Origin of the sequence: Ferdinandcohnia sp. QZ13 (assembly GCF_031324165.1) — a bacterium.
Taxonomy (GTDB): Bacteria; Bacillota; Bacilli; order Bacillales; family Bacillaceae_L; genus Ferdinandcohnia.
This window is the reverse complement of sequence record NZ_JAVIVW010000015.1, coordinates 1623716-1644148: the sequence shown is the minus strand read 5'-3', so window position 1 is coordinate 1644148 and position 20433 is coordinate 1623716. Positions and strand designations below refer to the sequence as shown.

The window sequence follows — 20433 nt, the reverse complement described above, 5'->3', positions numbered from 1 at the left end:
ACATAAAAGCGATTTAAGCGAAGAGGTTTTCCTTAAAAAACCAAAAGCCTACTAATATCATAACTTTATATCGAGTATCTTCCAATAAAATCCAAAATCGCACTTGTAAAAGGTCATTATGTTACTGCGTTTTCAGGTAAACCCCAAAGCTCATTCATAAGATTTCGACCTCTCTGAGCAGGACTCACAATGTCCTTCTTTCCCCAAAAATTCGCCAAAATCTTTTCTTGACGAGCCCTGAAAATAAATCGATAATATAAATATTAGTAATTTTCGTAATATTATAAAATGTGCATAGTAAATATAGAAAGTGTAATCGTCCACTATACGATATTTTTGACAACGCTTTCATATTAAGGGGTGTTATCTATGATCTTATATTTAATGCTAATAATTGTTGGATTTAGCCTTTTCATGGCGTTTAAGCGTAAGCGCCCACTCTTTTTACTTCTGCCGTTTGTGTCCATCTTTGCGTATTTTGTTTTTGAAATCATCCGTTTTCCCGCACCACTAGGGGAAACGCTCCGTTTTATTTTTAATCTAGGCTAATAACCTAGTACATACCTTAAAGGAGGTGATCTAAAAGACAATACGGATTACCGAAAGTTCACATCAATTCTATTTTTATGGAGGTGCTAGTAGTTGAAAAAAGTTGATAAGAAAATTGCCGATGGATACTTTAGGGAGAAAACGAGAAATATTATTATCTATCTCATTATCGGTTTTCTTGTTTCATTTGGGGTGGTCCTATTTGCGAAGCCACTTTCCACGTTTTCAGTAAATGGATTGCCATTCCATTACTTCATGGGAGCACAGGGTGCAGTTGTTACTTTTATCATTATTCTATTTGTTAACGCGAAGGTAAGCGATAAGATTGACCAAAAATACGGCATCGACGAAGAGAAAAATGAGCAAATCAGCTCTGGAAAAGTACTTGATCATTAAAAATCTATCCTATCAAACAATCATACTCACGAAAAACTAGTTCTACGTAACAGAAATAACCCCTACTTCTAAGACGTGCCTTGATGAAAAAGCAAGTCTCAGCTTAGCAAAAACTTTATCTCACACAATTTGACTCAAAACCTACAACAATTACACAAAACGATAGAAAAAAGAGACAGGTTTTCCTACAAATAAGCAGTACCTATATTTGAACCCAAAGGGGGAGGAAATTTGGATACACAATTTCTGGTCTCATTAATCATTATTTTAGCGTCTTTTGCACTTTATATCGGGATCGCCATTTTCAACCGGGTAAATGCGACGTCGGACTTTTATGTTGCAGGACGTGGTGTCCCTCCGATTTATAATGGAATGGCAATCGGAGCAGACTGGATGAGTGCAGCGTCGTTCATCGGGATGGCGGGAACGATCATGGCTCTTGGATATGGTGGTTTGGCCTATATCATGGGATGGACAGGTGGATATTTATTATTAACCTTCCTCCTTGCACCGCAGCTTCGAAAATATGGCCGCTACACAGTACCTGAGTTTATCGGGGACCGTTTTGATAGCCATACAGCTCGAATTGTCGCGGCAATCTGTACAATCATCATTTCGTTTACGTACTCCATTGGTCAGTTATCTGGTTCTGGGGTTGTAATCGGGCGTCTTTTTGAAATTGATGCTGGAATCGGAACAATGATTGGGGTAGTGCTAATTGCCTTCTACGCTGCTATGGGTGGAATGAAGGGGATCACTTGGACACAGGTCGCTCAATATATCGTGTTAATTGTCGCGTACTTGATTCCGGTTATTTTTATCTCCTTACAATTAACAAGCAATCCATTGCCATGGTTATCGTATGGAAAAGTTGTTGCAGAAATTGGAGAGCTTGACCGTCAGTTGGGCTTCACAGAATACTTTGCACCGTTTGCAACAGGTTCTGAGTGGCAGTTCCTTGCGTTAATGTTCACATTAATGTGTGGTACGGCTGGATTGCCTCACGTTATTGTACGATTCTACACGGTTTCGACAATGAAGGCAGCTCGATGGTCAGGTGCTTGGGCGCTTTTATTCATTGGATTATTATACTTGTCAGCTCCTGCGTATGCAGCATTCTCACGTTTCATTCTGATGACTAAGGTTGCTGGTCAAAAAATGACGGACCTTCCTCATTGGACGCAAAGCTGGATTGACACGGGTCTATTAAAGCTTGCGGATACAAATGGTGACGGGATTTTACAATGGCAGGAAATGACAATCGCTAATGACATCGTTGTTATGGCAACCCCGGAAATCGCAAATCTTGGAGTATTCGTTATTGGACTAATGGCAGCTGGTGCAATGGCGGCAGCATTATCGACGGCTGGCGGATTGATGATTGCACTTTCTTCTTCATTTGCGCATGACATTTACTATCGTGTCTTAAAGCCTGATGCAACTGAAAAAAATCGCTTGAATGTGGCACGTTGGTCAATTGTCGTTGCCACACTGATCGCAGGGTTAGTTGCGTTAAACCCACCGGGAGCAATCACACAAATTGTAGCTTGGGCCTTTGCGATTGCTTCTAGTACGTTCTTCCCGGCACTCGTTCTGGGAGTGTGGTGGAAGCGTTCGAATGCGAAGGGTGTTATAGCAGGTATGCTTATCGGATTGGTCGTCGTGTTATCGTATATTTTTGCAGCAAAATACGGTGGCTTCACAGTACTCGGTATTATTGATACAGGAGCAGGAATCTTTGGGGCATTAGCAGGTTTCTTAGGAAACATCATTGTTTCCCTTATGACTGAGGCGCCTTCACAGGCTAAACAAGACGAGGTAGTCGATATGCGTTACCCAGAGCAAATGGTATACAAGGATGGCGAGGTTTGGCTTAAAGAGGATGCTTAAAAGTAAATCTGACTCACGGAAAAAATTTCAACGGTTCTATGCGATTTTTGCATAGGACCGTTTTAAAAGAGGGGAAAACATGGAACAGATCTATGAATGGGTGAAGGATCATCCTTTGTTTAAAGGATGGTCGAAGAAGGATGTCTTTGAGTTTCTCTCCTTATGTCAGCAAAAAACAATTAAGCAGTCTGATCTATTGTTTCATGCCAATGAGCAGCGGGAGGGAATACTTCTGCTGCTTTCTGGCGTTGCGGAAGTGTTTGTGGGACCTAATGAAAATCGTGAGGTTCTTGAGATCATAAAGCCTGGAGAATTAATTGGACTATCAAGTATTGCAGATTTAATCGGGGGTCCAAAGCGCGACATGGAATACCGAGTTGGTGTCATAGCAACAGAGGCTGGACAATGTTTGTTCATCCCCAATCGTGTCATTCAAAAACGCCTCCACGACCCCAATTTTCATCATTATCTTTTCACTCAACTTGCGATTCGTTTGAAAGAAATCTATAACTCGTTAGCTGAGCAGGTGATGATTACAAGAAAAGCAAAAGATAGTGGATCCCTCGTCCGAAGGGTCCAGGATGTCATGACAACCTCACTCGTTACTGTTGATCAAAGCACAGTCTGCAGTACCGTTGCACAACAAATGACAGAGCGGAGAACGAGCTCTGTTCTTGTTGTTGAAAACAAAATACTTCTTGGAATTATTACAGAGCGAGACCTTGTTTCAAGAGTCATCTATAAAAGAAAAAATGGAAACACAAATGCTTCCGAATTTATGACGAAAAGTCCCATGACGATTTCGAAGTATGCCTATTGTTATGAAGCACTCTCAACTTTCATTTTACATGGTGTGAAGCATTTGCCTGTCATTGAAGAAAATGAGGTAGTGGGAATTATTACGTTATCAGATGTGTTGCGACAAAATACAGACAGCATGATGAGAACGATTAAGACAATCGAGATGGCTACACATGAAACTCTACCAACTGTAAAAAACGCAATTTATGATGTAGTTGATGCCCTTTTGCAAGACGGTGTTCCGATTTTTAAAGTATTAGATAGTGTCACAAAACTGTTTGACCGCCTCGTAAAACGATGTATTGAGCTGGCCATTGAAGAATTATCCGATAGCGAAGGTCTGCTGCCCCCAACCAAGTTCTGCTTTTACCAAATGGGAAGCGCCGGTCGTGAAGAACAGTTTTTGTTAACAGACCAGGATCACTTTCTTGTCTACGAAAATAGTTCACTAGAGGTGAACGACTATTTTTCAAAATTAGGAGATGAGATCGTAAGTTTATTAGAAACAGCAGGGTACGCACGCTGTCTTGGGGATATGATGGCGAGTAATCCAAATTGGCGAGGTTCAGTAGAAACTTGGATGTGGCGGGTTCAGAGTTGGATCAGCCAGGCAACAAATCAAAATATGCTACTTGCACAGAATTTCTTTTCCTACCGTTTTTTATACGGGGATGAAGAATTAAACCAGGAGTTTGAAACCCAACTTTTTGAAAAAATGAAGCATGCCAAAATTTTTTTGTTCCGTCTTCATGAACAGGAGCATCAGATTCCTTCCTTGGAACAACCAATTCGTGCCTTGTTTAAATTAGATCGTAAGCAGTTAGATATTAAAAAGGAAATCTTATTTCCTTACCACCATAGTTTGCAAGTCCTATCTTTGGAATATGGCATCATCTCAGGAACACCGTTTCAGCGGATTGATAGATTAGTAGAGAAAAAGGCGTTTAGTACAAGTTTTGGAAGAGATGTGAAGGCTGCTGTATCAGATGTGATGCGTTTTTATGTGAACCACAGGTGGCATCAATTTAAAAATAAGGAGAATCTCACATCTATTCTCCATTTTTCACATTTAACAACAAAGGAAAAGGAAGAACTAATTTTGAGCGTAAAAATAGTAAAGGAGATGCAAACTCTAGTAAATGCCCATTTTCAAATATGAGAGGAGTCGGATCTGTGATATTTGGTAAAAAGCCACTTTGTCCTCAAATTCATAAGGAAATTCCGTTATCGACTCCAATTGATGAGATTAGATTTACAGTTTTTGATACGGAGACAACTGGATTTCAGGTGGCAACTGTTGATCGATTAATTGAAATTGCAGCTGTTCAAGTGGATGGATTGAAGGTTTGTGAGGAAGTAAAATTCCATACATATGTGAACCCAAACCGACAAATTTCTCAGGAAATAATCGAATTGACAGGAATAACGGATGATACGGTCGAAAATGCACCAACCGCAATTGAAGGAATTACGAATCTTTTTAAATTTATAAAGGAGAATAACAGCAACTGCCTGATTGGCCATTATGTATTGTTTGATATTGTCACTTTAAAAAGTGAACTGAAGCGCCAGAAATACAGCCTACAGCGGGTGCCGACGATTGATACACTGGATTTGATTGGTGTTATCTCCCCATCCTATGATATGCGAGATTTACAAAGATACGCGCAGAACTTTGGAACACGCATCTATGAAAGACATACGGCCACTGGTGACGCTTTAACAACTGCCTATTTATTCGTTGAACTCCTCCAACATTTTAAAGATCGGGGGAAACGAACCTGGGGAGACCTTCTTCAGGCGACCGAAAATCAGAATCGGATTTTCTGAGAAAATGGGTTGTCCAGGGTTCAATACAACCTGTCCAAGAGGAAAAAAACAGCGATTTTCAAAAATATTTTGATAAAAGCCTTGTCCCTCTTGACTTTTATAGCATAATCCCTCAACCAAGCTAATAAAATGTTACAAACCTAACAAAGAGAGTGTTTGAGGTGAGGGGGCGTATACCGTCTTCAAAGATCTAGCAATTCATTTGACGAATATTATCCAAACAAGACAATTTCTTCGTTGAAGCAATAACGCGTCTCATTTCACACTTCTCACATCCACATAGGGAGGGCGAGTAGTGTGCACGATTACATCAAAGAACGAACTATCAAGATTGGAAAGTATATCGTGGAGACAAGAAAAACAGTTCGCGTCATTGCGAAAGAATTTGGCGTTTCCAAAAGTACTGTCCATAAAGATTTAACCGAAAGGCTACCTGAAATCAATCCCGAACTAGCAAATGAAGTAAAAGAAATCTTGGATTACCATAAATCAATAAGGCATTTACGGGGTGGAGAAGCGACAAAACTAAAGTATAAAAAAGAGGAAGAATTACAAGAAGAACCAGTTAAATAAGATGAAAGGGACTTTCTTCCTATATTTCACTACAGCGCCTAGGCCATTGAGGTCACAAGCAAATCCATCAAGAAGGTCAATAAGCAACCTTCTCGGTGGGACGTCTTGTGCTTGTCGGGGCTTGCACAGGATGTGCTGACGTTAACGTTTTCCACAAGACTTGGCAGGTTTTAGTCGACGTTCCATCCAAGGCGCTTTCACCTTAAAGTTAGCATTTTACGACATTTTCCTACAAAAAAATTACAAAAAGTCTATTATATATGGCAAATTGTGATACAATACAACATAGGAAAATATGTGCATTTGTGAATCAAATGCAAGGAGGAAAGTTACCCAAATGTTAGCTAGGGATATCGGTATTGATCTTGGAACTGCGAACGTACTTATACATGTTAAAGGCAAAGGTATTGTATTGAATGAGCCTTCAGTTGTGGCATTAGATAAAAACTCAGGTAAGGTTTTAGCTGTTGGTGAAGAAGCAAGACGCATGGTGGGTCGTACACCAGGAAATATTGTGGCTATTCGACCATTAAAAGATGGAGTTATTGCTGATTTTGACGTAACAGAAGCAATGCTCAAGCATTTTATTAATAAGTTAAATGTAAAAGGATTTCTTTCAAAACCAAGAATTTTAATTTGCTGCCCAACAAACATTACCTCTGTTGAGCAAAAAGCAATCAAAGAAGCTGCTGAAAAAAGCGGTGGGAAGAAAATTTATCTTGAGGAAGAACCGAAAGTGGCTGCAATTGGAGCTGGAATGGACATCTTCCAACCAAGCGGAAACATGGTCGTAGATATTGGCGGTGGTACAACAGATGTTGCTGTATTATCAATGGGCGATATCGTCACCGCCTCTTCCATTAAAATGGCTGGGGACACTTTTGATGCAGAAATCCTAAGCTATATTAAGCGTGAGTACAAGCTATTAATCGGGGAAAGAACAGCAGAAAACATTAAAATTCAGGTTGCAACTGTATTCCCAGATTCACGTCATGAAGAAATCGATATTCGTGGACGTGACATGGTAACAGGATTACCACGTACACTTACCATCAAATCTGATGAAATCGAAAAAGCTCTACGTGAGCCGGTTTCTGCCATTGTACAAGCTGCGAAAAGTGTTCTTGAAAGAACACCACCAGAGCTTTCTGCGGACATCATCGATCGTGGCGTGATTTTAACGGGCGGTGGAGCATTGCTGCACGGAATCGATCAGCTTTTAGCGGAAGAATTACGTGTTCCAGTATTAATTGCTGAAAACCCAATGGAGTGTGTAGCTATTGGAACAGGCATTATGCTTGAAAACCTGGACAAGCTTCCACGTAGAAAATTAGTCTAAATACTGTAAATAGGACCTTTCCGAAATGGCAGGTCCTTTCCCACTTTTTCTTAATAAATGCAAGTGTGGTAAATTTTACAGATGAAGAAATAGGGATTTCCTACTATAATAAAAATAATAAGTGCTCAAAAAGGAGGATGAAGAGGACCGAGAATTTCAAGGCGGTGCAGCTTGGAGTACCGGAGCGTATGTAGTTAATACGTGAGGAACGGAGAAGCAAGCCAACGCAGAAATTCGATGCGTCATATTCACCGGACTTTTTGACATTCCTTTAACTAGGTATATGTTCGGATATAAAAATGAGGTGAGACCATGTTACGTGGATTTTATTCTGCAGCAGCAGGAATGCTTGCGCAGCAACGTCGTACAGAAATGCTTACGAACAATATTGCAAATGCCAACACACCTGGCTATAAAGTGGACCAAGGCTCTTTACGTGCGTTCCCAGAATTGCTCATGCAACGTCTTGAAGGTGTCCAAAGCCCGGCAAAAAACGGCGGCACTCTTCGGACTTCAAGCAGCATTGGTGGACTTAACACAGGTGTATACATGCAGGAAATGATTCCGCTGTTCAAGCAGGGTGATATCCGCGAAACTGGACTTGCGACAGATGTGGCGTTGGTAAATGGCAATCTACCGATCAATGAGGAAACCAATAAACCAGGTTCCTTGTTTTTCACGGTTCAAAATGCAAATGGTGATGTGCGCTATACAAGAAACGGAAACTTCACAGTTGATCCGGCAGGTTTTCTAACCACGAATGAAGGCTTCTATGTGCTCGATGAAAATGGAAATCGGATTGCACTTGAAGATGATCAGTTCGAGGTTACAGCAGATGGAAGTGTTCTTGTCGGCGGTTTGGCACAAACACGTTTAGGGGTAGCCTTCTCAGAAAATCCATTGAACTTGATTAAAGAAGGAAACGGTTTGTACCGGACAAATGATGGTGGCGAGCTGCCGAATGCAGCGGCAAATCCTGAAGTGTCCTTTACGTTGAAACAGGGATTCCTTGAAGGTTCAAATGTCGATGTGACACAGGCAATGACAGAGATGATGACAGCATACCGTACGTTTGAGGCCAATCAAAAGGTACTTCAGGCGTATGATAAGAGCATGGACAAAGCGGTTAACGAGATTGGAAGATTATAAGAAAAGCATTATTGGCGATAAGGATAAGAAAAAGCGTTTGGTGTCTAATAGAAATAAAATTTGGGGTGAAGATAAATGCGTTCGATGATTACAGCAACAAATACGATGAGTCAGCTGCAAAAACAGATTGATACAATTGGGCATAATCTAGCTAATATAGATACGACCGGATATAAAAAACGTCAAGTCAACTTTAGTGAGCTGCTATCCCAGGAATTCAATAATCAACCCGTTAATGCGCAAGATGAAGGCCGCTTAACCCCAAATGGTATTCGTGTAGGCGTTGGTGCACGCCTTGGTCATACGAATATGGTGATGACTCAAGGTGCAATCAAAACAACAGACCGTGAACTTGATATCGCGTTTACGAAGGAAAATCAGTTTTTACAAGTGATAGTGGATGAAAACGGTGTTCAGGTTCCACGCTTTACAAGAGAGGGTGCACTTTATTTGTCTCCTGCAAATGATGGAACGAATCGTGTTGGCCTTGTGACAAGTGGTGGACATCCTGTTTTAGACCAAGATGGGGAGCCAATTGTGTTTGTTGACAATTTTAAGGAGATTAAAATTTCGACAAACGGGGAATTAACCGTTGTTCCAGAGGCGGGTGCGCCGCAACAATTTAATCTTTCCGTGGTGGAAGTTAAAAAACCACAGCTTTTACAAGCGATAGGACAAAATCAATTTTCGTTACCGGACTTGGCGGAACTCGGGATCGCGGCAGATGATGTATTTGTTTCCCTTCAGGGAGCTTTGCGGGAACAAGTAAGTATGCAGCAAGGTGCACTTGAACAATCGAATGTTGATTTGACAACTGAAATGTCTGTCTTGCTGTTAACCCAACGCTCCTATCAATTCAATGCAAAATCAATCTCCATCTCCGATCAAATGATGGGACTTGTAAATGGCATACGATAATTGAACAAAGTAGATACTATAAGGTAGGCAGACAATCGAGAAACTTGGCAACAACCTAAAGATAAGGGGTAATCTCAGTGACAAGTGAACTTAACAATACACAAGTAAAATCACGCGAAGAATTTCGAAAGGCGCGTGACGAAGAAAAGAATACGGATAAAGAGCCGAAAAAGAAGCGTGAAGGTAAACTTCGAATCCGCTTAATTCCAATTTGGATACGACTTTTGCTTGTCGTTGTTCTTTTTGCAGCCAGCGTCATGATTGGTGTGGTTGTAGGTTATGGAGTCATTGGAGATGGTGATCCGAGCGATGCCTTGAAAAAAGAAACATGGCAGCATATCGTGGACCTTGTCAATAAAGATGCTGAAAAATAAGGGGGCATAAGCCTTCTTTTTTTATGTCTAAACATGGAGCCTTTTGAAGCTTTGCAGATGAGGTTTACAACTTACCACAATACTTGTATTATAATAGGCATTATAAGCAAACTTTATTCAGTAGAAGATAATAACTTCTAATGAATAAAGTTAGAGCCTCAGGCGGATGCTTCAGATTTTTGAAGGAAGTTAATCTACCTTAGGATCAAAGACTAAGAACGCCACTTCCCGTGGCAACGTCTTTATGACCCACATCACGTGGGCCTAAAATTCTGGGCACAAATACGCCAAGGCGTGTTTGATGAGGATACATAAGGGAGGAAATGGTTAAATATGTACGATATCAATGAAATAAAAGAAATTATTCCACATCGCTATCCATTTTTATTGGTTGATCGAATTCTTGAACTGGAAGAAGGAAAACGTGCGCTTGGTATTAAAAATGTAACGGCAAATGAGGAGTTTTTCAATGGGCATTTTCCTGACTATCCAGTAATGCCTGGTGTATTAATCGTAGAAGCCTTGGCACAGGTTGGTGCAGTGGCCATGCTTAAAAAGGAAGAAAACAAAGGCAGACTTGCTTTCTTTGCGGGAATTGATAACTGTCGTTTTAAAAAGCAGGTAGTCCCTGGGGATCAACTTCGTCTAGAAGTGGAAATCACGCGTCTTCGAGGGTCGATCGGTAAAGGAAAAGGAATAGCAACTGTAGACGGCGAACTTGTTTGTGAAACAGAAATCATGTTTGCGTTAGGCGAAAAAACAGAATAAGTTCATTTGGAAAACCAGATGGGAGAAGCCATCTGGTTTTTTTATTCTCTTTTGATGAATTTGTAATTTCTTTGATACATTTTTAATCTTCGGGGAAAGCTAAGCGAAGACCAAGATGGTCACAACAATACTTAGAAGAAAGCAGAAAGGAGAATATGCAATGAACAACAAATGGTTCTTAAAGCTAATCGGGTCGCTCCTTGCCGTGTTTTTAATAACAGGCTGTAACAATGATGACCAAAATCCCCCACCACAGGATGATGGACTAGAAACACCTGGCGAGGATTTCAATAATAATAATAATATGGATAATAATGACCTCGATAACAATGTGACTCCAGAGGAAGACGTTGTACCTGACAACAATGGTATGAATCCTGGGGATCAAGACGTCGTTGAAGATGAGAATAATGACGGAGATCTTGATATCAACAAAGACGATGATGACAACAACAACAACAATCTGAGAGACGACGAAGTAAATCCTGGCGGAACAGGTGGAGCAGGCGGCGTTGGTAACGGTAAATAGTCAACACGATTGTAAAAAGGCGGGATTTTGTCCTGCCTTTTTAACTTTGTATGGGCTTTTTCTTTTCTTGAAGGCGGTTTTTGAATTCGGCAAGTAGACCTTCACCTTGTAGGCCTTGTTGAATAAGGTCGGTCAGAACAATCTCGGCCATGTTGAGTCGACTTGGAACTAAATTTCCCTCCAAAAGAACACTTACGCTATTGTCCATGTCTTTGATGATTTTAACTTCACCCATTAAAGAGGCAGGATCATTAGATTTTTTGGAAATGGTGACCTGGAGATTCAGCTTTGTATCATTTTGTTTTGCCTTTTCGAAAATGGATTTATACGATTTTTCAATAAAAGCTTCCACAATCCAACTGTTTTCCCCGTCCTCTTGATTAATGATCAATCCATCAATCAACGGTATTTCCTCAATACGACTAGGTTGTTCATCCTGGTGAAGAACCATAAGCGAAACCAATCTAAATGTTTTCAAAATCCTGACCTCCTTATATTTCGTTCGTACTATATCAGATAGTTAAATTATAGCATATTTACCTGTTTATTATATGGAGTAGACGAGGAAATGAACCAGAAGTTCTACTCTGAAAAAAATATGTAGAAATTAAGATAATGGTTCGTTATGAAAAATTAACGATATAAAATATGAAAATTGTATGGTGAATTTCCAGTTTTGTAGAAAAAAATCCTGTAATAATCCGTTTTCCCTTATTTTACCTATGTCGAATCCTGAAGTATGATAGCCTTGTTAGATTTAATCAAGGAGGAAAAATACATGATTAATCAGGTGATTTTGGTAGGACGATTGACCCGGGATCCGGACTTGCGTTACACCCAAGAAGGGAAAGCAATTGCTCATGTGACGCTTGCGGTTAGCCGGAATTTTAAGAATGCAGGAGGTGAAATTGACACCGATTTTGTGAACTGTACACTTTGGCGTAAAACAGCTGAAAATACGGCAAACTATTGTAAAAAGGGATCTATTCTAGGTGTAACAGGGCGCATCCAAACGCGTAACTATCAAAACAATGATGGAAAAAGGGTTTATGTGACGGAAGTGTTAGCAGATTCTGTGAAATTTCTAGGTGGAAAGCCAAGGGAACTCGTTGAAAATTAAGGTTCTTGGTGCTTAGAACTTGGGAGGAAACGATAATGAAACAGGATGAAATCAAGTCTATTAATGAAAAGCTAAATAAGCTTGCGATGGGAATTGCGCTACATCTGGAAACGTTACAGGGCCAAATCGGTGACCGGATGGATCAAATGGATCAAACCTATAATGAACGACTTTTACAAATTAATCGAATGTTAGAAGGGAAGTAGGTATCATATGAAAAATGTAAAAAAGAAATTCAGAATATGAAAAATGTATGTAAACCCTCTATCCATGTGCCTCGCAACAAGAAACCTCGTTTGCCTTTTCAAAAGTGATTCCTCAAGAGATAGATGGATACTTCGGCCATTCCTCATTTTTGCCAATCATGGTCACAACATGGTTGGCTTTTTCTTATTTAAAATATAGAACATTTGTTCCGGTTTGTCAATGGATATATTTTAAAAAATTCATGTTGACAGGGGTAGTGTATTAATCATATAATACATTGTGTATTAACCTATTGATACACGGTGTATTTTTTTATCATAGCTGTATGGTGCGTTTAATACAGTTTTTTTATATGTGGTGTATGAACCCCTTGATACAGGGAGATGAAATTTTTAGGAGTTGGGTCTATGGATATCAAATTTAACAATCGAGATCCCGTTTACGTGCAAGTCATTCAGTATTTCAAGGAGCAAATTGCAAAAGGCTTTTTTGAACCAGGTCAGGAGATCCCGTCAAGAAGGGAATTGGCGAATCGGTTGAAGATTAATCCGAATACGGCGCAGCGTGCGTATAAAGAAATGGAGGAACAAGGGTTGATTTTTACAGAAGGAAATTTACCAAGTCGCATTACGAAGGATGAACAGGTGTTGAAAATGGTTCGCGAGGAATTGATTTTGGATGCAGTATCTACCTTTATTCAATCAGTTCGGTCCATTAATGTACCTTTACCAGAAGTCTTACATCTCGTTGAAAAAGAGTACGAAAAGGAATAGGGGGGATTTTAAGTGATTGAAGTAAAGAATGTAACGAAGAAGTTTGGCAGGAAGACAGTGTTGAAGGGTGTTAACTTTACTGCTGAAAAAGGAAAGATTACTTGTTTGATTGGCATTAACGGTGTTGGGAAAACAACGGTCATGAAGGCGATAATGGCGTTAACCCCAATTAATAGTGGAGAAATTCTCATTAATGGTGAAAAAATTCATAAAGGTAGCTATGAAAAAGTAACGTTTATCCCAGATACAATTACGATGCTGCCACAAATGAAAATCAAAGAGGCATTTACATTTATGGCGGATTTCTATGACAGCTGGAATCCAAAACGTGCGAATGAACTGCTTGAATTTTTTAGACTAAAAGAAACGGATCGAATCTCAGAGTTATCAAAGGGAAATACGGCAAAGGTCAACCTTATCCTTGGACTTGCCTTGGATGTTGATTATGTTCTTATGGATGAGCCGTTTTCAGGAATCGATATTTTTAGCCGTGAACAAATTGCTGAAGTGTTTACGAGTCATTTAATTGAAGACCGTGGCGTGATTATCACAACACATGAAATTAATGATATTGAGCACTTAATTGATAAAGTTGTATTACTTGATGATGGTGTTGTGTTAAAAGAATTCGATACCGAAGAAGTTAGAGAGAATGAAGGGAAATCGGTAATTGATGTGATGAGAGAGGTGTACAAGGGATGAAACGTTATTTAAAACTAGTGAACTTCGAGTTCTCTCGATTTTTAAAACTCTATCTTGTTTTGATTGGGGTTACGGTATTTTTTCAGGTGATTGGCATTATTTTTACGTCAAAAAGATACTTAGGTAGAGCAAATGAAGCGATGTTTGAAGAGATGATTTCAAAGAATGACTTTATTTCACAATTTGGGAAAATCTCGATGATCGATTTTGCCCAGACCCTTTGGTTTATGGGACCGATTATGATGAGTGGTGCCACTTTACTGATTTATGTATTTTTTATTTGGTATCGTGATTGGCTCGGGAAAAACACATTCAGTTATCGTTTACTCGTATTGCCAACGGCTCGGTTGAATGTATATTTGTCGAAGGCTACAACGATTTTACTTTTTGTTTTAGGTCTCCTTGCTGTGCAATTAGTGTTAATACCTATTGAAAGCCGTGTGTTGCAGTGGATGGTTCCAGGGGAGTTTCGTACAGATTTCACAGTAGGAGAAATCACGAATATCCAATTTTTACAACTATTATTTCCAAGATCATTTGTGGATTTTATCCTCTACTATGGCGCTGGAATAGCGGCTGTCTGTGTTGTTTTTACGGCTATTTTGTTTGAACGTTCTTACCGTTTAAAAGGGATTTTCTTTGGAATTCTATATTGTGTAATTTCTTTCTTTTTCCTTTTGTCACCGATTTTTCTGGATGAATATATGTTAGGTAACTATTTTTATCCAAATGAACTGTTTTATTTGGTGGTTGGGGCAGGATTAGTTGCTTTGGCTGCAGCAATCTGGATTGGCAATTATCTATTAAATAAGAAAATAAGGGTTTGATAGGAGGTAGCATCAATGAAACGATATTGGAAAATCCTCACGCTCTGTCTCGTTACAGTTATCGTGCTTGGCACTTTTTATATACAATCTAGTGTAGCAGCTGAGAACATCCAAATTGAATTTGAAAAAGTGAGTGGCGATGAGAGTCTAGTGGAAAATGTGGAAATAAGTGCTGATTATGTAGTAGGAGATATTCATCAAACTCTACTGATATCTGATGAGGATACAAAGAATCTAAGCAATCGATCCGTAGTTCAACAACTAACTGGCCTTTACGCGGAGGCTCCTGCAGAACAATTAGTTGCGAAATATAAATCATTTATGAGAGGGAAAAATTTATTCTCTTCTAATTTTTATGAGGATGAACATGTAGTTGTTTATGCTAGTATTGAGCGCAAGAGTTTAAATGCTTCTTCCCTAAATTCCTTTTTTGATATTGACGTTTTAGATAAGAATTCAGAAAAATCTACTTCGTTGAAATTGGACCTACCTAAAACCGGAAGTTATGGCTGGGTTGATATTGTGGATATTCAAATAAAGGATGGAAAGTTACTAGTAATCGCACGAGGTTCTCGTATTAATGGCGGTGAGGATTTAGTTGCTTACACGATTGACTTAAATGGAAAGAAAATTACAAATGAAGAAGTCGTTTTCTCCACTCCAACAGTTGAGAATGGATGGTCAGATTTTAGGTTTTTGAGAGACTATCATTCGAATGAGCCAGAAAAATATCTGCTTTTTAAAGCAGAGGCTTTTGAACATGAATCTAGTGAAGGTCCAACTGCTGTTGTGGATGACTTCATAGTGTACGACGTCGAAAAGAATAAAATCGTTAAGATTGAACTACCTGAAGACTTTGTTGGAAACATTGAAAATTCATCTGTAGTAAATTCTGTCGTGTATATTCCCGTCCAGACCCCAAATGAAATAGAGGTTATTCAGTATGATATTGAAACAGAAAAATGGGACAAGAAACAAACAGTTGGAGTTGAACTATCTGGGAATTCCGAGGGTGTACCTTATGTAAAATTACAAGATGGAAAAATCTATATTGTTCGTTCTGTGAATGATGGACATTCACTTTCCATCGGAGATTTAAATACAGGGGAAACCTTGTATGAAGGAAAACTAAAAGTAAAAAAACAAAAAGCAGCCCATGAAAATTACCAATTCTACATTTTCGAAATAAAGGATGTCGGGTAATGGGCTACAGGTCTGGGTCACTGGGACAGGTTCCATGTCCCAGTTAATAGGGTGAGAAAAATGAAGGAACAACAAATCGAACAAATAATTCGTGAATATGAACCTGAATTGCGATATGCAGCTTTTCGCTATGTGCGAAATTGGGTGGTTGTGGATGATATTATGCAAGAAGTCTTTTTGAAGATCTTTTTAAAATTCCATTCTTTTAGGGATCCTTCCAAGATAAAAGCTTGGTTGTACAAAATTACCCGAAATCAATGCATTGATTATCTTCGTAGCAAGGTTGTGAAAGCTACGGTCTTAATGGAAGATATTGAAGTGTTACGGTATACGACCAGTGAAAATATTGAAAAAACGATAGTGGAAAAGTTTGATCGAGAAAGCCTGTACGAACATATCGAGGCGTTGCCGAAGGATTACAAACAGACATTATCTCTTTATTATTTTCATGATTATTCATATAGCGAAATAAGTCATGTATTAAGTAAGGATATTTCGTTTGTGAAAAACAAGCTTTTTAGAGGGAAACGTTTGTTGAAGAAAGTATATGAGAATAATAAGGTAATTGTGTAATTGAAGGCCAATCATGGATAACATGGTTGGTCTTTTTTAATGGGGAGGGGTGAGGTATAATTATCCAATAATGACAATTTGTTGAGGATGAGTAGGATGAGATTCGTAGTTTTGTTTGGGGTAGCGCTTGTTCTAGGAATTATTATGGCTTTTCTTGATGTAAGTGAGCCGCTTGGTTTAATGATAAGTATGATTGTGATTATTGGTCTTTCTACTTACTTATTTATTTATCCGATTTATGGGGAGAAAAATGTAAGAAGGATAGAATCCTATCTTGAAAAACGTAGAAAAAATCCAGTGTTCAAGCTTTATTACGGGATGGGCAATCGGATTGACCAGGATGTGAAGGAAGCAACAGAGGCATTGCTTCACAAGTATAAGCAGCCTGCACGTCAGGCATTGTTCAAGACTTTGCATGCTTTATACGAGGATGATATTTTACGAGTAAAGAAGGACATTGAGGATATCCACCCCCCTCAGTATAAAGCGTATTATCAAGCTATAGTGGCTGTAGAGGAAGGTAAATTGGAGCGGGCAGCTGAACTTGGGGAACAGATAAAGTCGGAGTGGATGAGTCACGCTTTAGCTGCTGGAATTGCTAAGAAAGCGGGAAATCACAAGGAGTATGTCGCTGAAATCCAAAAAGCGTTTGAGAAGACACGAGGAATGCAGCGGTATGTCATTTATAAGCAATACGAGAAAGATTTGAAGGTAGTTTAATAGAGAGGGATGGGATTGCAGCTTGAGTATGTGTCTGGGCACGGGGAATTGCGTCGCGGTTTTTGAAAATATGAATCAGTGCGCAGAAATTTGCGTCTAATTTTACACAAATTAGGGTGGTGACAACAGTCACCACCCTCTTTCATTTTTTCAGTTTTTCTTCGACTAGATGGTAGAATTTTTGCCAAGGTTCGGTTTTATCTTTGTGCTTTTCACTTGGCACAAATTTTTTCGCTCTTTTTTTGGGTTTGGTTGTTTTTTCTGCCAAATGAATCAGCTCCTTTGGATTTACAGTATATCTTAGAGTGCTTTTCGTACATGTGATAGACCGATTAGTTGGAATGCGGTATATGATCCCATTATCAACTGATATACCGCTAGCCCCGCAGAATTATGCGAGCAGGCTGGGACAGTGAACCTGTCCCCGTGTCCCGTGCAAGTAGAACAGCGCCGTGTCCCACTAAAACGCCCCCAATAGTTCTTTCAGTTCGTTCGTGGAGAGTTCGGTGATCCAGTTTTCGCTGGTGATGATTTCGTCGTTCAGCGATTGTTTCTTTTCGAGCATTTCGTCGATTTTTTCTTCAAGTGTGCCGGTAGCAATTAGCTTGTGCACGTGGACGAAGCGCTTTTGGCCAATGCGGTAGGCACGGTCGGTTGCTTGGTTTTCGACGGCTGGGTTCCACCAACGATCATAGTGGATGACGTGGTTCGCTTCCGTCAAGTTCAATCCGGTACCGCCTGCCTTTAGTGATAGGATTAGAATATTGAACTCGCGATTTTGGAAGCCTTCAATCATCTTGTCGCGTTGTGCTTTCGCCACACTTCCGTTCAAGAACTTTACGGATTCATCAAAGCGTTTTTGAAGCACATCCTGAATCATCTCTCCCATTTGAATATACTGGGTAAAAATCAAACAGCTCTCGTCTTGGTCACGAATGTGATCGACAAGTTCAAGCAACTTCTCCATCTTCACAGAGCGCTCATCCACATTCACAGGATTCTGTTCCTTTAAATAAAGCGCCGGATGGTCACAGACCTGCTTGAGCTGCCCTAGCATTTTCAAAATCAGCCCTTTACGCTGCATTCCTGCCAGCTGTTCGACTTGCTCCAGGGTATCCTTCACAAGCTGCTCATAAATCGATGCCTGCTCAACCGTTAACGGACAATATTCCTTCTGCTCGAGCTTGTCTGGTAGGTTCAATGCGACTGCTTCGTCATTTTTCGTACGTCTTAGTAAAAATGGCTTAATCAAGCGCTGCAGCTGAGCGATTGTTTCCTCATCATGATCCTTTTCAATCGGTGACACAAAGCGTTTTTGGAAGCCGCCGAGGCTGCCTAGATAGCCACGATTGATAAAGTCAAAAATCGACCAAAGCTCCGTTAATCGATTTTCCATCGGTGTTCCGGTCAAGGCGATATTATGGTCGCTTTTTAGCTTGCGAATCGCGCGAGATTGCTTCGTTTGCGCGTTTTTAATGTTTTGCGCTTCATCCAAGCAAATGGTCCCCCAGTCAAAAGCGGAAATTTCTTCCTCATCCATATGGGACAACCCGTAGGAGGTGAGAACGATATCGGCTGAGTTGACTTCTTTCGCAAACTCCTCGCCCTTCAAGCGGTTTGGGCCATAATGAAGGTGGACACGTAAGTCTGGTCCAAATTTCTCAAGCTCCTTTTGCCAGTTGCCGAGGACGGAGGTTGGGCAGATGATGAGCGCAGGTTTGGTACCATTTTCTTTGACCGCTAAAAAGTAAGCAATCATTTGAATCGTTTTTCCAAGTCCCATATCGTCGGCAAGACAGGCTCCGAATCCAAATTTCCGTAAAAATAAGAGCCAGTCTACACCCTGCTGCTGGTATGGGCGTAGTTCACCTTTAAATGTGTCCGGTATGCTAGCTTGAGGAATCTCTTTGATATCCGTTAGCAGGGTAACCATTTGTGACAGGTGGCGGTTCAGTTCAATTTGGACGCCAGCAAAGGCGCTCGCCGCTTCTTGTTCCTCACGCTCTGCTTGTTCCGATAGAGAAAGTAGTTCTTGTTCCAGGACATCTCGGACATGGAGTCCTTCTTTGTTTGCGCGCTCCAGGATGGATTGAACCTGTTTGATAAACGCAGGGTCAAGCTTGATCCATTTGCCGCGAATGTTGATTAAGCGTCTTTGTTCATTTACAAGTGACAAGAACTCTTCTTCGGAAAGCTCAACACCATTTGTTGAAAAACGCCAATCAAAATTAATGATTGACTGCAAGCCGACAAAGGATTGGCGACCGCCTCCAGAAGACGTTTTGACCTTTGCCTTGATCGCAAGCTGGGCGTCCTTAATGGCTTGCCACCAGGCTGGCAATAGAATTCCGACTCCTGCATCAATAAGCCTTGTGCTTGCTTCTGTTAAAAAGTCCCACGCTTGTCGCTCGGTTAATTCGTGAACAATTCCATCTTCATCACGAAGCCAAGGAACGAGCTTACACCACATGGTTTGGTCACTTTCAATTTTGCCCGCAAAATCTCTCCATTCTCGTGGCAGTGTGGTATACATGGTATGAGGTTTTTCTTTCTTGCGAAGCACTGTTTGGAGCTTCCAGACTCCGTTATCCACCTCGGGTTCTTCGATTTGCAGCATAACGTCAAAGGGTGTGTGATCTTCCTTCCATCCAATACGTTCGAGCCAATTGTTTTCATCGACGACGGACTCAGCGCCGGCGCTACTTTTTACAAGAGGGAAGGTTTGGACGATCTCTTCCCAGGCGTCAGACAACGCAGAATCAGACTGAATCCAGTCGCTGATGGCTTGAGAAAACCACTCTGCTGAGAATCCACTTAGCTCAGTGCCAGTCGGTTTCCAGCCAAAGCGTTCAGAGCTGCGCCAATAGTCGAAATCAGGCATAAATTCGCCATTCTCGATGTTTGGGAGCAAATTTCTAGCAATCGTGTGGTAATGATCCACAATTCCACTTAACTCGATTTCTATATGTGAATTGACGGGCAATTCGGCGAAAAAGGTAAATGCTTGCCAGGGTGAAAGAAGGACAGCATGACCATCCCCTTCGAGAAAGGTTCCGTAAAAGCTGGCCTCATGCCAGGCAAAGAGATTATTTTTCCACTCCTGCACTTCAACCTCATTGCCATCTTCTGTTGTGCACCAGACATGGCATCCCTTATCCACGATCCATTCTGCATGAACTACAAATATCATCG

The 20433-nt window shown here is 40.4% G+C and carries 23 protein-coding genes; 20 read left to right on the top strand and 3 right to left on the bottom strand.

Translation table 11 applies throughout. The features are described 5' to 3' along the window. Nucleotides 1-369: 369 nt before the first annotated feature. The 12 genes from RGU12_RS21985 to RGU12_RS21930 all read left to right on the top strand — a co-directional run bounded on the left by RGU12_RS21985 (nt 370) and on the right by RGU12_RS21930 (nt 11116). A complete protein-coding gene (locus RGU12_RS21985) occupies nt 370-549 on the top strand; it encodes a hypothetical protein (protein WP_309537969.1) in 180 nt (59 codons plus the stop codon). Between the two features lie 93 nt (nt 550-642). Further along, entirely contained in the window at nt 643-945 is a 303-nt protein-coding gene (locus tag RGU12_RS21980) for a DUF4212 domain-containing protein (RefSeq protein WP_116352046.1), read from the top strand. Nucleotides 946-1176: 231 nt separating this feature from the next. Further along, complete coding sequence (locus RGU12_RS21975; RefSeq protein WP_309537968.1) at nt 1177-2835, top strand: sodium:solute symporter family protein; 1659 nt, start codon at nt 1177-1179, stop codon at nt 2833-2835. 79 nt (nt 2836-2914) lie between these two features. Then, entirely contained in the window at nt 2915-4795 is a 1881-nt protein-coding gene (locus RGU12_RS21970; protein ID WP_309537967.1) for a DUF294 nucleotidyltransferase-like domain-containing protein, read from the top strand. Between the two features lie 14 nt (nt 4796-4809). Then, complete coding sequence (locus RGU12_RS21965; protein WP_309537966.1) at nt 4810-5466, top strand: 3'-5' exonuclease; 657 nt, start codon at nt 4810-4812, stop codon at nt 5464-5466. Between the two features lie 297 nt (nt 5467-5763). Then, nucleotides 5764-6039 (top strand): sporulation transcriptional regulator SpoIIID, encoded by a 276-nt coding sequence (gene spoIIID / locus RGU12_RS21960; RefSeq protein WP_010677153.1) that lies wholly within the window; start codon nt 5764-5766, stop codon nt 6037-6039. Nucleotides 6040-6376: 337 nt separating this feature from the next. Beyond that, nucleotides 6377-7378, top strand: a complete 1002-nt coding sequence (locus RGU12_RS21955) for a rod shape-determining protein (RefSeq protein ID WP_116352050.1) — start codon at nt 6377-6379, stop codon at nt 7376-7378. A gap of 312 nt (nt 7379-7690) precedes the next feature. Further along, nucleotides 7691-8527: a flagellar hook-basal body protein gene (locus tag RGU12_RS21950; RefSeq protein ID WP_309537964.1), complete on the top strand. Its 837-nt coding sequence runs from the start codon at nt 7691-7693 to the stop codon at nt 8525-8527. A 75-nt stretch (nt 8528-8602) separates the two neighbouring features. After that, nucleotides 8603-9445 carry a flagellar hook-basal body protein gene (locus RGU12_RS21945; RefSeq protein ID WP_309537963.1) on the top strand — a complete coding sequence of 281 codons (843 nt, stop codon included), beginning with the start codon at nt 8603-8605 and terminating at the stop codon, nt 9443-9445. 77 nt (nt 9446-9522) lie between these two features. Beyond that, nucleotides 9523-9819, top strand: coding sequence for a DNA-directed RNA polymerase subunit beta (locus tag RGU12_RS21940; RefSeq protein ID WP_309537962.1), 297 nt, complete (start codon nt 9523-9525; stop codon nt 9817-9819). 333 nt (nt 9820-10152) lie between these two features. After that, on the top strand, nt 10153-10587 hold the full coding sequence (gene fabZ, locus RGU12_RS21935) for a 3-hydroxyacyl-ACP dehydratase FabZ (RefSeq protein WP_116352054.1): 435 nt from the start codon (nt 10153-10155) through the stop codon (nt 10585-10587). Between the two features lie 160 nt (nt 10588-10747). Then, the gene (locus tag RGU12_RS21930) at nt 10748-11116 is read left to right on the top strand and encodes a hypothetical protein (protein ID WP_309537961.1); all 369 of its coding nucleotides are present in this window, start codon (nt 10748-10750) and stop codon (nt 11114-11116) included. Nucleotides 11117-11156: 40 nt separating this feature from the next. Here RGU12_RS21930 and RGU12_RS21925 read toward each other — a convergent pair whose 3' ends face one another. Then, on the bottom strand, nt 11157-11594 hold the full coding sequence (locus RGU12_RS21925) for a YwpF-like family protein (RefSeq protein ID WP_309537960.1): 438 nt from the start codon (nt 11592-11594) through the stop codon (nt 11157-11159). Between the two features lie 300 nt (nt 11595-11894). Between RGU12_RS21925 and ssb the strand changes: the two genes are divergently transcribed. From ssb to RGU12_RS21885, 8 genes are all read left to right on the top strand, one after another. Next, on the top strand, nt 11895-12236 hold the full coding sequence (gene ssb, locus RGU12_RS21920; RefSeq protein WP_116352057.1) for a single-stranded DNA-binding protein: 342 nt from the start codon (nt 11895-11897) through the stop codon (nt 12234-12236). A gap of 35 nt (nt 12237-12271) precedes the next feature. After that, the gene (locus RGU12_RS21915) at nt 12272-12442 is read left to right on the top strand and encodes a hypothetical protein (protein WP_309537959.1); all 171 of its coding nucleotides are present in this window, start codon (nt 12272-12274) and stop codon (nt 12440-12442) included. Nucleotides 12443-12850: 408 nt separating this feature from the next. Beyond that, a complete protein-coding gene (locus RGU12_RS21910) occupies nt 12851-13216 on the top strand; it encodes a GntR family transcriptional regulator (protein WP_116352058.1) in 366 nt (121 codons plus the stop codon). A 12-nt stretch (nt 13217-13228) separates the two neighbouring features. Further along, nucleotides 13229-13918, top strand: a complete 690-nt coding sequence (locus tag RGU12_RS21905; protein WP_116352059.1) for an ABC transporter ATP-binding protein — start codon at nt 13229-13231, stop codon at nt 13916-13918. Then, the gene (locus tag RGU12_RS21900; protein WP_309537958.1) at nt 13915-14745 is read left to right on the top strand and encodes a hypothetical protein; all 831 of its coding nucleotides are present in this window, start codon (nt 13915-13917) and stop codon (nt 14743-14745) included. The genes RGU12_RS21905 and RGU12_RS21900 overlap by 4 nt, the downstream gene beginning before the upstream one ends. Before the next feature lie 15 nt (nt 14746-14760). Next, complete coding sequence (locus RGU12_RS21895) at nt 14761-15948, top strand: hypothetical protein (protein WP_309537957.1); 1188 nt, start codon at nt 14761-14763, stop codon at nt 15946-15948. Nucleotides 15949-16008: 60 nt separating this feature from the next. Then, entirely contained in the window at nt 16009-16521 is a 513-nt protein-coding gene (locus tag RGU12_RS21890) for an RNA polymerase sigma factor (protein ID WP_309537956.1), read from the top strand. Nucleotides 16522-16617: 96 nt separating this feature from the next. Further along, nucleotides 16618-17241: a hypothetical protein gene (locus RGU12_RS21885; RefSeq protein ID WP_309537955.1), complete on the top strand. Its 624-nt coding sequence runs from the start codon at nt 16618-16620 to the stop codon at nt 17239-17241. 142 nt (nt 17242-17383) lie between these two features. Here the strand turns inward: RGU12_RS21885 and RGU12_RS21880 are convergent, their stop codons facing one another. Continuing rightward, the gene (locus RGU12_RS21880) at nt 17384-17509 is read right to left on the bottom strand and encodes a hypothetical protein (RefSeq protein WP_262983929.1); all 126 of its coding nucleotides are present in this window, start codon (nt 17507-17509) and stop codon (nt 17384-17386) included. A 192-nt stretch (nt 17510-17701) separates the two neighbouring features. Next, a complete protein-coding gene (locus RGU12_RS21875) occupies nt 17702-20431 on the bottom strand; it encodes a DEAD/DEAH box helicase (RefSeq protein ID WP_309537954.1) in 2730 nt (909 codons plus the stop codon). Nucleotides 20432-20433 lie beyond the last annotated feature (2 nt).

Excerpts from the sequence above, each read along its gene's own strand:
- RGU12_RS21985 (WP_309537969.1), top strand. The coding sequence starts at position 370 with ATGATCTTATATTTAATGCTAATAATTGTTGGATTTAGCCTTTTCATG.
- RGU12_RS21970 (WP_309537967.1), top strand. The coding sequence starts at position 2,915 with ATGGAACAGATCTATGAATGGGTGAAGGATCATCCTTTGTTTAAAGGA.
- RGU12_RS21955 (WP_116352050.1), top strand. The coding sequence starts at position 6,377 with ATGTTAGCTAGGGATATCGGTATTGATCTTGGAACTGCGAACGTACTT.
- RGU12_RS21950 (WP_309537964.1), top strand. The coding sequence starts at position 7,691 with ATGTTACGTGGATTTTATTCTGCAGCAGCAGGAATGCTTGCGCAGCAA.
- RGU12_RS21945 (WP_309537963.1), top strand. The coding sequence starts at position 8,603 with ATGCGTTCGATGATTACAGCAACAAATACGATGAGTCAGCTGCAAAAA.
- fabZ (WP_116352054.1), top strand. The coding sequence starts at position 10,153 with ATGTACGATATCAATGAAATAAAAGAAATTATTCCACATCGCTATCCA.
- RGU12_RS21930 (WP_309537961.1), top strand. The coding sequence starts at position 10,748 with ATGAACAACAAATGGTTCTTAAAGCTAATCGGGTCGCTCCTTGCCGTG.
- ssb (WP_116352057.1), top strand. The coding sequence starts at position 11,895 with ATGATTAATCAGGTGATTTTGGTAGGACGATTGACCCGGGATCCGGAC.
- RGU12_RS21915 (WP_309537959.1), top strand. The coding sequence starts at position 12,272 with ATGAAACAGGATGAAATCAAGTCTATTAATGAAAAGCTAAATAAGCTT.
- RGU12_RS21910 (WP_116352058.1), top strand. The coding sequence starts at position 12,851 with ATGGATATCAAATTTAACAATCGAGATCCCGTTTACGTGCAAGTCATT.
- RGU12_RS21900 (WP_309537958.1), top strand. The coding sequence starts at position 13,915 with ATGAAACGTTATTTAAAACTAGTGAACTTCGAGTTCTCTCGATTTTTA.
- RGU12_RS21895 (WP_309537957.1), top strand. The coding sequence starts at position 14,761 with ATGAAACGATATTGGAAAATCCTCACGCTCTGTCTCGTTACAGTTATC.
- RGU12_RS21890 (WP_309537956.1), top strand. The coding sequence starts at position 16,009 with ATGAAGGAACAACAAATCGAACAAATAATTCGTGAATATGAACCTGAA.
- RGU12_RS21885 (WP_309537955.1), top strand. The coding sequence starts at position 16,618 with ATGAGATTCGTAGTTTTGTTTGGGGTAGCGCTTGTTCTAGGAATTATT.
- RGU12_RS21875 (WP_309537954.1), bottom strand. The coding sequence starts at position 20,431 with ATGATATTTGTAGTTCATGCAGAATGGATCGTGGATAAGGGATGCCAT.